At 62.3% G+C, this 15,198-nt stretch carries 9 protein-coding genes; 5 read left to right on the forward strand and 4 right to left on the reverse strand.

Going from position 1 to position 15,198, the window contains the following annotated elements:
- Positions 1-390: 390 nt before the first annotated feature.
- A complete protein-coding gene (locus CGZ66_RS31975; protein ID WP_095090702.1) occupies positions 391-3,369 on the forward strand; it encodes an Rne/Rng family ribonuclease in 2,979 nt (992 codons plus the stop codon).
- Positions 3,370-3,546: 177 nt separating this feature from the next.
- On the opposite strand, the gene CGZ66_RS31980 is transcribed toward CGZ66_RS31975, so the two are convergent.
- The 4 genes from CGZ66_RS31980 to CGZ66_RS31995 all read right to left on the reverse strand — a co-directional run bounded on the left by CGZ66_RS31980 (position 3,547) and on the right by CGZ66_RS31995 (position 11,709).
- A complete protein-coding gene (locus CGZ66_RS31980) occupies positions 3,547-6,288 on the reverse strand; it encodes a beta strand repeat-containing protein (RefSeq protein ID WP_095090703.1) in 2,742 nt (913 codons plus the stop codon).
- Positions 6,289-6,410: 122 nt separating this feature from the next.
- Entirely contained in the window at positions 6,411-9,422 is a 3,012-nt protein-coding gene (locus tag CGZ66_RS31985; RefSeq protein ID WP_095090704.1) for a beta strand repeat-containing protein, read from the reverse strand.
- Between the two features lie 204 nt (positions 9,423-9,626).
- A complete protein-coding gene (locus tag CGZ66_RS31990) occupies positions 9,627-10,556 on the reverse strand; it encodes a glutaminase (RefSeq protein WP_095090705.1) in 930 nt (309 codons plus the stop codon).
- A 4-nt stretch (positions 10,557-10,560) separates the two neighbouring features.
- Positions 10,561-11,709: a pyridoxal phosphate-dependent aminotransferase gene (locus tag CGZ66_RS31995; RefSeq protein ID WP_095090706.1), complete on the reverse strand. Its 1,149-nt coding sequence runs from the start codon at positions 11,707-11,709 to the stop codon at positions 10,561-10,563.
- Positions 11,710-11,854: 145 nt separating this feature from the next.
- Here CGZ66_RS31995 and CGZ66_RS32000 point away from each other — a divergent pair, with 145 nt between their 5' ends.
- The 4 genes from CGZ66_RS32000 to accB all read left to right on the forward strand — a co-directional run bounded on the left by CGZ66_RS32000 (position 11,855) and on the right by accB (position 15,192).
- Positions 11,855-13,249 carry a M48 family metalloprotease gene (locus CGZ66_RS32000; RefSeq protein ID WP_095090707.1) on the forward strand — a complete coding sequence of 465 codons (1,395 nt, stop codon included), beginning with the start codon at positions 11,855-11,857 and terminating at the stop codon, positions 13,247-13,249.
- 71 nt (positions 13,250-13,320) lie between these two features.
- The gene (locus tag CGZ66_RS32005) at positions 13,321-14,124 is read left to right on the forward strand and encodes a DsbA family protein (RefSeq protein WP_095090708.1); all 804 of its coding nucleotides are present in this window, start codon (positions 13,321-13,323) and stop codon (positions 14,122-14,124) included.
- A 148-nt stretch (positions 14,125-14,272) separates the two neighbouring features.
- Entirely contained in the window at positions 14,273-14,707 is a 435-nt protein-coding gene (aroQ, locus tag CGZ66_RS32010) for a type II 3-dehydroquinate dehydratase (protein WP_095090709.1), read from the forward strand.
- Between the two features lie 26 nt (positions 14,708-14,733).
- Positions 14,734-15,192, forward strand: a complete 459-nt coding sequence (accB, locus tag CGZ66_RS32015; RefSeq protein WP_095091675.1) for an acetyl-CoA carboxylase biotin carboxyl carrier protein — start codon at positions 14,734-14,736, stop codon at positions 15,190-15,192.
- Positions 15,193-15,198 lie beyond the last annotated feature (6 nt).

Raw genomic sequence — 15,198 nt, forward strand, 5'->3', positions numbered from 1 at the left:
AGGGTTAGATGAAAGGCGGCTCCTTTCGCTTCATGCGAAAAGGGTTCAGGTGATCGCGACGAAATTTCGCAGGTGTGCGCCCGTGGCGGGGGAATCGCCTGCGTGAGGAAAACGGCCGGGTTTGTTCCCGCGCCGGCTCTGTATGAGCAAACAAGCTGGTCCGGTTCGTCCGGGCTTTGGTTCAAAAGGTTCTGCTGGTGACGATGGCTTCAAGCGCAATTATGGAAAGGTCCGCATCAAACCGCGCCAATATGGCTGCGGGCGGCACCGCCATGGCGCTCAAGCGGCGGCCGGCGGACGTTCAATTATCCGGCACCCACACTCCAGACATGCAGCAGCGGGCTTTGCCTCGCAAGCTGCGGCTGACGGCTGCCGGGGGGAAACGAAATAATGCCCAACAAAATGCTGATAGACGCCTCCCACCCGGAGGAAACACGCGTTGTCGTCGTTCGCGGTAACCGTATTGAAGAATTCGACTTTGAATCCCAGGACAAGAAGCAGCTCAAAGGAAACATCTACCTAGCCCGCGTAACGCGCGTAGAGCCCTCCCTTCAGGCAGCCTTTGTCGAATATGGCGGCAACCGTCACGGTTTCCTCGCCTTCAGTGAAATACACCCCGACTACTACCAGATTCCGGTCGCCGACCGTCAGGCACTGCTGCGCGCCGAAGCGCAGGAGGCCGAAGACGAGGAGGACGAGGATGGCGACGGCGATGATCGCCAGAGCCGCGATCGCGGGCGGCGCGGACGCCGGCGCGGTGGCAAGAGCCGCGACCGTGGTGAACACAGGCGCGACGCAGGCGCTGCCGGCGAGGGCGAAGGCTCCGGCGAGGCAGGCGAAGGTGGCGATAATGGCGGCGATGTCGTTGTCGAGGAGATCTCTCACACTTCCGAGATCATCGAACACGCGGCCGATGCGTCCGAACATGTCGATACTTCCGAACATGCCGATGCGTCCGGGCATGACGAAGGTTCTGCCGAGCAGGACGAAACCGAAACGCGCAACGGCGGCCCGACGTCGATCGCCGCCTCGGTCGAAGCCGATGTGATTTCCGAAGCCGTCCCGCAAGCGGAAGGCAGCGAAGCGCCGTCAGGCGACAATGATCGCGGCATGCTCGAGGAGGTGCAATCCTCGCACCCGGACGACCATGAGGTCGAATCGGTCGGCGCCGAGGATGCGCTGGAAGAAGTGCGCAACCGCCGCAAGCCGGTGCGCCGCCAGTACAAGATCCAGGAAGTGATCAAGCGCCGCCAGATCCTGCTGGTGCAGGTCGTCAAGGAAGAGCGCGGCAACAAGGGTGCTGCCCTCACCACCTACCTGTCGCTTGCCGGCCGCTATTCGGTGCTGATGCCGAACACGGCGCGCGGCGGCGGCATTTCGCGCAAGATCACCAGCGCGGTCGACCGCAAGCGCCTCAAGGAGGTCGTTGCCGATCTCGAAGTGCCGCAGGGCATGGGCGTCATCCTGCGCACCGCCGGCGAGAGCCGCACCAAGGCCGAGATCAAGCGCGACTACGAGTATCTGATGCGGCTTTGGGAAAATGTCCGCAGTCTCACCTTGCAATCGACGGCCCCTGCCCTGGTCTATGAGGAAGGCAGCCTGATCAAGCGTTCGGTGCGCGACCTCTACAACAAGGATATCGACGAGATCCTTGTCTCCGGCGAGGAAGGCTACCGCGAAGCCAAGGACTTCATGCGCATGCTGATGCCGAGCCACGCCAAAGTGGTTCAGCCGTTCCGCGACACGACGCCGATCTTCGTGCGCAATGGCATCGAGGCGCAACTCGACCGCATGCTGCAGCCGCAAGTGACGCTGAAGAGCGGCGGCTACATCATCATCAACCAGACCGAGGCGCTGGTCGCCATCGACGTCAATTCGGGCCGTTCCACCAAGGAGCACTCGATCGAGGACACGGCACTCCACACCAACCTCGAAGCGGCCGAGGAAGTCGCCCGCCAGCTCAGGCTGCGCGATCTCGCCGGCCTGATCGTCATCGACTTCATCGACATGGAGGAGAACCGCAACAACCGCTCCGTCGAGAAGCGGTTGAAGGATCACCTCAAGAACGACCGTGCGCGCATCCAGGTCGGCCGCATCTCGCATTTCGGCCTGATGGAGATGTCACGCCAGCGCATCCGCGCCAGCGTGCTGGAATCGACCATGAAGCCCTGCCCGCATTGCGGCGGCACCGGCCATGTGCGGTCCGATTCGTCGGTCGCGCTGATGGTGGTGCGGGCGATCGAGGAATTCCTGCTCAAGGATTCGCGCAGCCACATCACGGTGCGGACGCCGGCGGCGACCGCGCTTTACGTGCTCAACCACAAGCGCGGCACGCTGGTGGAACTGGAAAGCCGCTTCGGCCTGACCATCACCGTCGAGGCCGACGATTCGGTTGGCGCGCAGCACTATGCGATCTTCCGCGGCGCGCTGGCGGAAAAGCCGGAAGGCTTTGTCGAGGTGCGTAGCCTGCCGGCCTATGTCGAACCGGATGAGCCCGAGGACGAGATCGTCGTCATCGAGGAAGACGACGAGGCGCCGGTACAGGCCGAACAGCCACGCCAGCAGCAGCCGCAGCAACAACAGCCACGGCCTGCCGCCGGTGGCGAAGAAGGCGAAGGCCGCGACCGCAAGCGCCGCAAGCGCCGGCGGCGTCGTGGCGGCAAGGACCGCGACCGCGAACACGGCGCACCCGCGGACGGATCTTCCGTCTCCGCACCGGTCGCTGAGTTCTCCGGCTCGGCAGCCACTGCCAGCGACGGCGACGCGGAAACAGACGACGACGCTCCTCTCGGTATTGCCGAGACGTCCGAAACGGTTGAGGCATCGGATGAAGGCCAAGGCAAGAAGCGCCGGCGCGGAAAGCGCGGCGGCAAGCGCAACCGTCGCGAAGACGGTGAAGGCGAAGCCGAGGCAAACGCTGGCGAAACGGTCGAATCACTCGACCGCGAAGTAGCGGAAAGCGTGGCGGTCTCCAGCGAGCCGGTAGCTGCCGCACCGGCCGAAGAGCCAGTGGCGCTTGCTCCGGCCAATGACGACGCGCCGAGCACGGAAAAGCCAAAGAAGCCACGTCGTGCCGCCAAGCCGAAGAAGGCTGCGGCCGAGGTCGTCGCCGAGGAGCCGACCGCCGAGGCGCCGACTGCCGAAGCGGTCGCGGAGGCACCGGCCGAGACGCCGGCCACTGCGTCCGACGAGGCAGCGGCAGCGACTGTCGACGAGGCGCCGAAGGTCCGCCCGTCACGGCGCAAGCCGGCGGCAGTGGATGCGCCGGTCGTGCCGGTGGTGTCTTCGACGGTTGCCGACGAACCGGCGGCCAAGACCGAGGACAAGCCGAAGCGCGCCGGATGGTGGCAGCGGAAAGGCTTTTTCTAAGCCTTTCAGCCGCTTGACTTGATTTCTTGACAAAAAGAATCCCGCGCCGACCGAAAGACGGCGCGGGATTTTTCATATCTGGCGTTGCGGCTGGTCGCGAGGACGGGAAAGCCATTCAAAGTGTGAAACCGCTGGCGCAGAGAGTATCGTCGACGGAAACCGAAGTGCCTTCTGACCTTACACCACGACGAAATCGGCGTTGGTCAGCGCCAGGTTTGCGGCCAGTGTGGCGAAATGGGTTGAGCCGCCGGCGGCACTGCCGTTGCTGTCATAGGTGAGCCAGCCGGTGTCGGTCTCGTAGATGATGTGGTCGTTGCCGTCACCCGCAAGGCCAGTTGTGTTCTTGACGAACTGGTCGGCCGTCAGCGTGCCGTTGCCGCCAAGCGCGGCAAAGGTGGCATTATCGACCCGGATGGTGTCGTCGACCACCGAGAAGTCGGTGATGCGGTCGACATTGGTCGAGGCATTGAGCGCCGTGGTGAAGGCGAAGATGTCCTGGCCGGTGCTGCCGGACATCGTGTCGTTACCGCCCCTGCCGTCCAGCACGTTGTTGCCGGAATTGCCGGTCAGCGTATTGGCCAGGCTGTTGCCGGTGGCGTTGATCGAGGCCGCGCTGCGCAGTGCGACGTTCTCGATGTTGCCCGTGAAGTGGTTACCGTCGCCAAGGTTGATCGAGATGTAGCCATTGACGGTGTCGGTGCCGTTGGCGCCGACCGTGCTTTCACTGACGCGGTCTCCGACGTTGTCGACGAAGTAGGTGTCGTTGCCGGCCCCGCCTTCCAAACGGTCGGCACCTTCCTTACCGTCCAGCGTATCGTTGCCGCCAAGGCCGATCAGCGTGTTGACGCCGGAATTGCCGGTCAGCGCGTTGGCCAGGCTGTTGCCGGTGGCGTTGATCGAGGCTGCACTGCGCAGTGCGACATTCTCGATATTGCCCGTGAAGTGGTTGCCATCGCTAAGGTTGATCGAGATGTAGCTGTTGACGATATCGTTGCCATTGGCGCCGGCGGTGCTTTCACTGACTATATCGCCGGCATTGTCGACGAAGTATGTGTCGTTGCCGATGCCGCCTTGCATCGTATCGGCGCCCTCCTTGCCATCCAGCGTATCGCTGCCGTCAAGGCCGATCAGCGTGTTGACGGCAGAATTGCCGGTGATGACATTGGCGAAGGAATTGCCGGTGCCGTTGATGTTCGCCGATCCAGTCAGCGTCAGGTTTTCCAATTCCTGGCCGGAGAGATTGAAAGAGATGGAGCTGTTGACCGTATCGGTGCCCTGACCATTAGCCTCGATCACATGATCCCCGGCATTGTCGACGATGTAGGTGTCGTTGCCTTGCGCTCCGCTCATCGTGTCGGCGCCGCCGAGCCCGTCGATGACGTTGTTGCCGGAGTTGCCGGTGATCACATTGGCGATCGAGTTGCCGGTGCCATTGATATTGCGGGCGCCGATCAGCGTCAGTTTCTCCAACTCCTGGCCCGAGAGGTTGAAGGACACGGTGCTGTTGACTGTATCGATGCCCTGGCCATTCACCTCGACCACATGGTCTCCGTAATCGTCAACGAAGTAGGTGTCGTCGCCGGTGCCGCCGCTCATCAGATCGGCGCCGGCATCGCCGCTGATCGTATCATTGCCGCCAAGGCCCGACAGCGTGTCGTTGGCTTCGCCGCCATTGATGTGGTCGGCAAAGACATTGCTGCCTTGCCAGATGTCATCGGCGGCGGTGCCGACGAAGACGGTAGGGTCGAAGATCTGGGCACGGATGCAGTCGATGCTGCCGTCACCGGCGTCTATAGACTGCCAGGTGACCACCAAGCGGCCATCGGCCAGTGGCGTGATCGCTGGGGTGTACTGAGCACTGGTTGCCGTCGAATTGACGATGAAGTCGCTGCCGGCCGCCACGCCGTCGGCATTGTACACGCGGGCACGGATGCAGCCGTAGCTTCCGTCGCCTTCGTCAAGAGAACACCAGACTGCAACGAGACGGCCATCGGCCAGCGCCGTGATGGCCGGAGCAATCTGACTATCCGTTGTTGTCGAATTGACGATGAAGTCGCTGCCGGCCGCACTGCCGTTGGCACTGTAGACGCGGGCGCGGATGCATTGATTACTGCCGTCGCCAGGGTCAGATGAGACCCAGGTGGCCACGAAGCGGCCGTCGGCGAGCGCTGTGATCGCGGGATCAAACTGAGAGCTCGGTGCCGTCGAATTGACTATGAAGTCGCTCCCTGCGGCGCTGCCGTTGGCATTGTAGATTCGGGCGCGGATGCATTCCAACGAACCGTCGCCAGGGTCATAGGACCGCCAGATGGCAACGAAGCGGCCATCGGCCAGTGCCGTGATCGCAGGGTTAGTCTGATCGCTCATTGTCGTCGTGTTGACGATGAAGTCGTCGCCAGCCGCACTGCCGTTGGCATTGTAGACGCGGGCGCGGATGCAGTGTCCAGAGCCATCGCCGGTGTCATAGGACTCCCAGGCAGCTATAAAGCGGCCATCGGCCAGCGCCGTGATCGCAGGGTTGACCTGATGGTTCGTTGCTGTCGAATTGACGATGAAGTCGTTGCCGGCTGCACTGCCGTTAGCATTGTAGACGCGAGCGCGGATGCAATTGCCATCGCCGTCGCTAGTGTCTTCGGAATACCATGTGGCCACGAATCGGCCATCGGCCAGCGCACTGATCGCAGGGGCGAATTGATAGGCCGTTGACGTCGATTCGATGATGAAGTCACTGCCGGCGGCGCTGCCGTTGGCGTCGTACACGCGGGCGCGGATGCAGCCGCCATCGCCGTCGCCGGTGTCAAAGGATGCCCAGGCGGTCACGAAGCGGCCATCTGGCAGCGCCGTGATCGCGGGAGCGAGTTGATAGTCCGTTGCCGTCGAATTGACAATGAATTCCTGTCCTACGCGTCCGATGGGCATGGCTCATTCTCTTTCGCTGCAGGCAGGGTGTGAAATGGCCAGCCGCCAGCATGGCATTGGCTGCACCTAAAGGTGGAATCAAGGTATCCCGTCTTGGTCAAGGACTGGTGGCACTTCTCACCTTACACCACGACGAAATCGGCGTTGGTCAGCGCCAGGTTTGCGGCCAGTGTAGCGAAATGGGTCGAGCCGCCAGCGGCACTGCCATTGCTGTCATAGGTGAGCCAGCCGGTGTCGGTCTCGTAGATGATATGATCGTTGCCGTCACCGGCAAGGCCGGTGGTGTTCTTGATGAACTGGTCGGCCGTGAGCGTGCCGCTGCCGCCAAGCGCGGCAAAGATGGCGTTATCGACCCGGATGGTGTCATCAGCAACCGAGAAGTCGGTGATGCGGTCGACATTGGTCGAGGCATTGAGCGCCGTGGTGAAGACGAAGATGTCCTGGCCGGTGCTGCCGGACATCGTGTCGTTGCCGCCCCTGCCGTCCAGTACGTTGTTGCCGGAATTGCCGGTCAGCGTATTGGCCAGGCTGTTGCCGGTGGCGTTGATCGAGGCCCCACTGCGCAGCGCGACGTTCTCGATGTTGCCCGTGAAGTGGTTGCCATCGCCAAGGTTGATCGAGATGTAGCCATTGACGGTGTCGGTGCCGTTGGCGCCGACCGTGCTTTCACTGACGCGGTCTCCGACGTTGTCGACGAAGTAGCCATCATTGCCCTGAGCCCCGATCATGGTGTCGGCGCCACCTTTGCCGTCCAGCAGATTGTTGCCGGAATTACCGGTCAGCGTGTTGGCCAGGCTGTTGCCGGTGGCGTTGATCGAGGCCGCACCGAGCAGCGCGACGTTCTCGATATTGCCCGTGAAATGGTTGCCGTCGCCAAGGTTGATCGACATAAAGCCATTGACGGTATCGTTGCCATTGGCGCCAGCCGTGCTTTCACTGACGTGATCGCCGGCATTGTCGACATAGTAGGTATCGTTGCCCTGTGCGCCGCTCATGGTGTCGGCGCCGCCTTTGCCGTCCAGTACGTTGTTGCCGGAATTGCCGGTCAGCGTGTTGGCCAGGCTGTTGCCGGTGGCGTTGATCGAGGCCGCGCTGCGCAGCGCGACGTTCTCGATGTTGCCCGTGAAGTGGTTGCCATCGCCAAGGTTGATCGAGATATAGCCATTGACGATATCGGTGCCGTTGGCGCCGGCCGTGCTTTCACTGACGATATCGCCGGCATTGTCGACGAAGTAGGTGTCGTTGCCGGCCCCGCCTTGCATGGTGTCGGCACCTTCCTTGCCATCCAGCGTGTCGTTGCCGCCAAGGCCGATCAGCGTGTTGAAGCCGGAATTGCCGGTGATGACATTGTCGATCGAGTTGCCGGTGCCGTTGATATCACCCGTGCCCGTCAGCGTCAGATTTTCCAATTCCTGGCCGGAGAGATTGAAAGTGATGGAGCTGTTCACCGTATCGGTGCCCTGTCCATTCACCTCAATCACCTGGTCGCCGGCGTTGTCGACGTAGTAGGTGTCGTCGCCGAGGCCGCCTTGCATGGTGTCGGCGCCGCCCTTGCCATCCAGCGTGTCGTTGCCACCAAGCCCGATTAGCGTGTTGATGCCTGAATTGCCTGACATGATGTTGGCAATCGAGTTGCCGGTGCCGTTGATATCACCCGTGCCCGTCAGCGTCAGATTCTCCAATTCCTGGCCGGAGAGATTGAAGGATACGGTACTGTTGACTATATCGGTGCCCTCGCCATTGGCCTCAGTGACATGATCACCGGCATTGTCGACCCAGTAGGTATCGTTGCCGGTGCCGCCTTTCATTGTATCGGCGCCGGCACCACCGTTGAGGACGTCGTTGCCCGCATCGCCGCTGATCGTATCATTGCCGCCAAGACCCGACAGCGTGTCAGCGCCGTCGCCGCCGTTGATGTGGTCGGCGAAGACATTGCTGCCTTGCCAGGTGTCCTCGGCGGCGGTGCCGACAAAGATGTTCGGGTCGAAGATCTGGGCGCGGATGCCGCCATAGAAATCCCAGGTGATCACGAAGCGGCCATCGGCCAGCGACGTGATCGCCGGAGGGCCCTCATAGCCCGTTGCTGTCGAGTTGACGACAAAGTCGTTGCCGGCCGCACTGCCGTCGGCGTTGTACAGGCGGGCGCGGATGCAGCTGCCATCGCCGTCGCCCGGGTCAAGGGAATACCAGGTAGCCACGAAGCGGCCATCGGCCAGCCCCGTGATCGCCGGAAAACGCTGATCGTCTACTGTCGTCGAATTGACGATGAAGTCGTTGCCGGTCGCACTGCCGTCGGCGTCGTAGATTCGGGCGCGGATGCAGCCGGCAGATCCGTCGGTGCCGTCATAGGATTCCCAGGTGACCACGAAGCGGCCATCGGCCAGCCCTGTGATCGAGGAGTTAAACCGACTGTATGCCCCTGTCGTCGAATTGACGATGAAGTCGTTGCCGGCCGCACTGCCGTCGGCGTTGTAGATTCGGGCGCAGATGCTGTAGTTCTCGCCGTCGTTGGTCGACTGCCAGGTGGCCACGAAGCGGCCATCGGCCAGAGTCGTGATCGCCGGGCCAGACTGATAGGCCCCTGTCGTCGAATTGACGATGAAGTCATTGCCGGCAGCTGAACCGTCGGCATTGTAGACGCGGCCGCGGATGCAAACGCTGGATCCGTTGACGGTGTTATAGGACTGCCAGGTGGCCACGAAGCGACCATCGGCCAGCGCCGTGATCGCGGGGGTAACCTGATCGAATGCTGTCGTCGAATTGACGATGAAGTCGCTGCCGGCCGCTGAACCGTCGGCATTGTAGACGCGGCCGCGGATGCAGGTACCATCGCCGTCGCCAAAGTCATCGGAACACCATGTGGCCACGAAGCGGCCATCAGCCAGCCCCGTGATCGCGGGGCTAGACTGATCGAATGCTGTCGTTGAGTTGACGACGAAGTCGTTGCCGGACGCTGAACCGTCAGCATTGTAGATGCGGGCGCGGATGCAGGTGCCGATGGTGTCGCCGTCATCATAGGAATGCCAGGTGGCGACGAAGCGGCCATCGGCCAGTGTCGTGATCGCAGGGTAATACTGATAGGTCGGTGCCGTCGAATTGACGATGAATTCCTGTCCTACGCGTCCGATGGGCATGACTCGTTCTCTTTCGCTGCAGACAGGGTTTGAAACAGAAGACTGCGTCAGGGGACCGTCTTGTTCAAGGACTGGTGCTACCCATTTGCAGTCGTCACCAACAAGAACGGACGACATTACTGTAGTCAAGGCAATTTTTGCAGATTTACCCGGTGGGCATGAAGTTTATCGGTCGAGCGGCGTTTCCGTGAACAATAGACCGCTCTACGGCGCGAAGATCGACCAGTTCATCATCCTGGCCAGCTTTTCCAGCGCGATCGAGCCCAGCTTGGAATTGCCGTTGGCGTTGAGGCCGGGCGACCAGACGGCGAGCGAGGCTACGCCCGGCACGATGCCCAGTATGCCGCCGCCGACGCCGCTCTTGCCGGGAATGCCGACGCGGAAGGCAAAGTCGCCCGAGCCGTCATAATGGCCGCAGGTCAGCATCATGGCGCCGATGCGGCGCGCCCGCTCGGCCGACACCACGCTATGTCCGGTCGCCGGATTCTTGCCGCCATTGGCGAGGAAGCGGCCGGCGAGCGCCAATTGCCGGCAGCTCATGGCGATGGCGCAGTGGTGGAAATAGACACCCAGCGCCAGCTCCGGCGCATGGTTGAGATTGCCGAAGGATTTCATGTAGTTGGCAAGCGCGAAGTTGCGATAGCCGGTGGCGCGTTCGGAGGCCGCGACCTCGCGGTCGATGATGATGGTCTCGTCGTCGGCTAGGAACTGGATGAAGCGCAGGATTTCGCCGATCGCCTCGCGCGGCTGGTGGCCGGCAAGCAGGATATCGGAAACGACTATGGCGCCAGCATTGATGAACGGATTGCGCGGAATGCCGTTCTCATGCTCGAGCTGGACGATCGAGTTGAACGGATTGCCCGACGGCTCGCGTCCGACCCGTTGCCACAGCGCATCGCCGACATTGCCGAGCGCCAGTGTCAAGGTGAACACTTTCGAGATGCTCTGGATCGAAAAGGCCTGATCGGCATCGCCCGCCATCAGCACGCGGCCGTCATTGGTGACGGCGGCAATGCCGAACTTCTTGGGGTCGACCTTGCCGAGCTGCGGAATGTAGGTGGCAACAGCGCCGCGATCGGTGCGTTCGGCCATTTCGGCGGCGACTTCGGCGAGCGCCTGTTCGAGTTCGGGCATGGTGCTACCTCAACCAGCGTTCAATGCGCGCCATCGCATCGACCATGTCGTCGTGGCTGCCGGCATAGGAGAAACGCATCGTGCGGTGCCCCGCCTGGGTGTCGAAGTCGCGGCCTGGCGTCGCCGCGACATGCGCCTCAGCCAGCATCTTTCGCGCGAAGGCCATGCTGTCGTTGGTATGCCTGGTGACATCGCAAAAGGCATAGAAGGCGCCGTCCATCGGCGCCGCCAGCGGAAAGCCGAGTTCCGGCAGGCGTTTCATCAACAGCTCGCGATTCCAGGCGTAGCGGCCTTTCACCGCTTCCAGCTCCTCAGTCGCCTTGAACGCCTCGATCGCGGCGATCTGCGACAGTTCCGGCGGCGAGATGTACAGGCTTTGGGCGACGCGCTCGACCGGCCGCACCAGTTCTTCGGGCAACACCATCCAGCCGATGCGCCAGCCGGTCATGCAATAGTATTTCGAGAACGAGTTGATCACCGTCACGTCGCCGCCATAGGCAAGTGCGGTGGTGTCGGGGGCGGCATAGGCCAGCCGATGATAGATCTCGTCTGATATCACGGCGATGCCGAGCTCCTGCGCCGTCCTCACCAGGGCTGCCAGCTCGTCGGCCGGTATCACCGCGCCAGTCGGGTTGGCCGGACTTGCAAACAGAACGCCTTTCAGCGGCTTTTCGCGATGCGCGGTTTCCAGATGGCCGGCATGCAGGTAGGCGGCGTCGGCGAGTTCGATCTCGACCACGTCGATGCCGAGTGCGGCCATGATGTTGCGATAGGCGGGATAACCGGGCGCGGCGATGGCGACGCGGTCGCCCGGGTCGAACATCGCCAGGAAGGCAAGGTTGAAGGCGGCCGACGATCCGGTGGTCACCGCGATCCGACTCGGTGGAATATCGAGGCCATAGTGATCGGCGTAGTGTTCGGCGATCGCCTTGCGCAGCGCGGCGAGGCCGAGCGTGTCGGTGTAGCCGATGCGTCCGTCCTGCAAGGCCTTGGCCGCCGCCGCGCGAACGCCGATCGGCGCAGGGTCGGAGGGCTGGCCGACGGCCATGGAAACAACCGGCACACCCTGGGCCTTCAGGCGGTTTGCCTCGGCCAGAATGTCCATGGCATGGAACGGCTCGACATTGCCACGACGTGAGAGCGAAACGACCATTTAACCAGTATTCCCGATGGTTGAAGGCGCCAAACTCGGGCGCACGCGCCGCACAAATGCCCGATTGATGTGAGGATCACAAGTTGAGGAAGTTTCCGGCGCCGACTTTTCATCTTTCGCCCGCTCGTCTACCAGTGGAACCATCATGTTGAGCCGACCCAGATCGACGATTGCCCGGACAGCGCGCGTCTTTGCGACGCTTTCGCTTGGCGTTGCCGTCGCGTTGGCGGATTCGGTCAGCGCCTTCGCCCAGAACGTGCCTGTGGTCCGCGACGCAGAGATCGAGGCGCTGGTGCGCGACTATGCGCGGCCGATCTTCAAGGCGGCTGGGCTGGCGAACGACGGCATCGACATCGTGCTGGTCAATGACCAGAGTTTCAACGCCTTCGTCACCGGGCGCCGGCTGTTCATCAACACCGGCGCGCTGATGACGGCCGAGACACCCAACGAGATCATCGGCGTCATTGCCCACGAAGCCGGCCATATCGCCGGCGGCCACCAGCAGAAGCTGCGCGAACAGCTCGAACGTGCCAAGACGATGGCCATCATCGCCACATTGCTAGGCGCCGGCGCCATGGTCGCCGGTGCCACCACCAACAGCCGCGGCCTTGCCGGCGCCGGTATCGGCATGGCGGCGGGCGGCGGCGAGATGGCGCAGCGAAGCATCCTCGCCTATCAGCGCACCGAGGAGATAACCGCCGACCGCTCGGCGATCACCTATCTCAACTCCACCGGCCAGTCCGGCATGGGCATGCTGAAGACGTTCCACCGTTTCCAGACGGCGCTGTCGCTGTCGGGCGCCCAGGTCGATCCCTACCGGATCAGCCATCCGATGCCGCAGGACCGCATCGCCAATCTCGAAGTGCTGGTGAAACAGAGCCCCAATGTCGACAAGGTCGACCCGCCGGCGCTGCAGCAGCGGCACGACATGATGCGCATGAAGATCGCCGTCTATATGGAAGGCCAGGCGGGGTTGGCGCGGCTGGTGCGCAAGATGCCCGGCAGCCTTGCCGCACAATATGGCGATGCCGAGTCAACGTACCTGTTCGGCAACATAGCCGCCGCGCTCGCCAAGACCAATGCACTGATCAAGGCGCAGCCGAAGAATGCATATTTCCAGGAACTGCGCGGCGACATCCTGATGAAGGCGAACAAGCCCAAAGAGGCCGCGGATGCCTATGCCAAGGCAGTCAGCCTCGACCCGGCGCGGTCGGGATTGCTGCCTGTCTCGCTTGGCCAGGCGCTGATGGCCGTCGGTACGCCTGAATCCCTCAAGAAAGCCGTCGTGCAGATCAACAATGGTCTGCAACGAGACAAGGAAAATGCGGCCGGTTACCGCTACCTTGCGCAGGCCTATGGCGAACTGGGTGACATACCGGGCGCAGAACTTGCCACCGCCGAAGGTCATTTCTATTCCGGCAACTATAAGGATGCTAAGATCTTCGCCATGCGGGCACAGCAGCAGATGAAGCGCGGCGAACCGCGCTGGCTTCGCGCCCAGGACATCATAAACTACGCACCAAAGACCAAGATCAAGTGAACCTTCCGGCGGCACGCTGCGACACAGTCAGACGAACCGGGCCGGAAAAACAGGTAGAAGGAACAGGAACGATGAAAAAGGCACTGCTGCTGGGCACCACGGGGGCCGTGGCCGCCCTGGCCATGCTGGCTTTCGGATTCGTGGCCGGAAACCCACAGATTGCCAAGGCCGGTACGGCGCAGCCGGCCCAGACGGCAGAGGCCGACACCAAGATCGACCGCACCGAGGTCGAAGGCATCATCCGCGACTATCTGTTGAAGAACCCGGAAGTGCTTCTGGAGGTTCAGGACGCGCTCGAAGCCAAGCAGAAGGAAGAGCAGCGCATCGCCCATATGGGTGTCATCAAGGATGCCAAGGACCAGATCTTCAACTCGGCCTTCGACGGCGTCGTCGGCAACCCGAACGGCAAGGTCACCATCGTCGAGTTCTACGACTACAATTGCGGCTTCTGCAAACGCGCAATCGACGACATGCGGGCGCTGACCAAGTCCGATCCGGACCTGCGCTTCGTGCTCAAGGAATTCCCGATCCTCGGACCGGATTCGCAGAAGGCGAGCGTGGTTTCGATGGCGTTCCACCTGATGAAGCCGGAAAAGTATGGCGAGTTCCACAACGCACTGCTCGGCGGCCAGGGACGCGCTACCGAGGCGGCGGCGATCAAGATCGCGCTTTCGCTCGGCGCCGACGAAGCGACGCTGCGCGAGAAGATGAAGGACCCGTCGATCAACGAGGCCTTCTCCAAGACCTACGATCTTGCCAACAAGCTGGCGATCACCGGAACGCCGTCTTATGTGGTCGGCAACGAGGTGGTGTTCGGGGCGCTTGGACAGGAAGTGCTGGCTGAAAAGATCGAGGCGGCGAAAGCCGCGCTCTGATCTTGCTCACGAGCGCATTCTCACGGGCACATTCCGCGCGTTGTGGACAGTGAAAGAACGCACTTGCGCTCTTTTCGCAGGCGTCTATGCCCATTATAGAGGGCCCAGCGCGCCGGCTTGATGTCGGCGCCGGGAAAGGTCGGCTTTTTTGAAAACGGTTTTCGTCCTGAACGGTCCCAATCTCAACGCGCTCGGCAAGCGCGAGCCGGGCATCTATGGCGGCAAGACGCTTGCCGCGATCGCCGAGGACTGCAAACAGGCCGGCACAGCACTTGGGCTCGAGATCGATTTCCGCCAGTCGAATCACGAGGGTGACCTTGTCGACTGGATTCAGGAAGCTGGCGACAAGGCCGCCGGCATCGTCATCAATCCAGGCGCCTACAGCCACACCTCGATCGCCATCCACGACGCCATCCGCGCCATCGCGCCGTTGCCCGTCGCTGAAGTCCATCTTTCCAACATCCATGCGCGGGAACCATTCCGCCACGTGTCCATGGTCGCGCCGGTTGCCGTCGGCATGATCTGTGGCTTTGGGCCGCTCGGCTACACGCTGGCCCTGCAGGCGCTGGCCGCACGCCTATGACCGGCCAACAAACAGAAGGCTCGAAAATGTCGATAAAGAAGACCGGTGTTGACCAGCAGCTGATCCGCGACCTGGCGGGCATACTGAACGACACCAACCTCACCGAGATCGAGGTTGAACTGGGCGACCTGAAGGTGCGTGTTTCGCGGCAGGCTCCGGCCGTGCACGCGATCGCGGCACCGCAGCCGGCCTATGCACCGTCATCCGCCCAGCCGATTGCCGCGGCAGCCCCGGCAGTGGTCGACGTGGCGAAGAACGCGATCACCTCGCCGATGGTCGGCACCGCCTATCTGGCGCCATCGCCCGACGCCAAGGCGTTCATCGAAGTCGGCCAGAAGGTCAAAGAAGGCCAGACGCTGCTGATCATCGAGGCGATGAAGACGATGAACCAGATTCCTTCGCCGCGCTCCGGCACGGTGACGGCGATCCTGTTCGAGGATGCGACGCCGGTCGAATACGGCATGCCGCTCGTCGTGATCGAGTAGAGCGGG

It is taken from the genome of Mesorhizobium sophorae, assembly GCF_002270415.1.
GTDB classification, from domain to species: domain Bacteria; phylum Pseudomonadota; class Alphaproteobacteria; order Rhizobiales; family Rhizobiaceae; genus Mesorhizobium; species Mesorhizobium sophorae.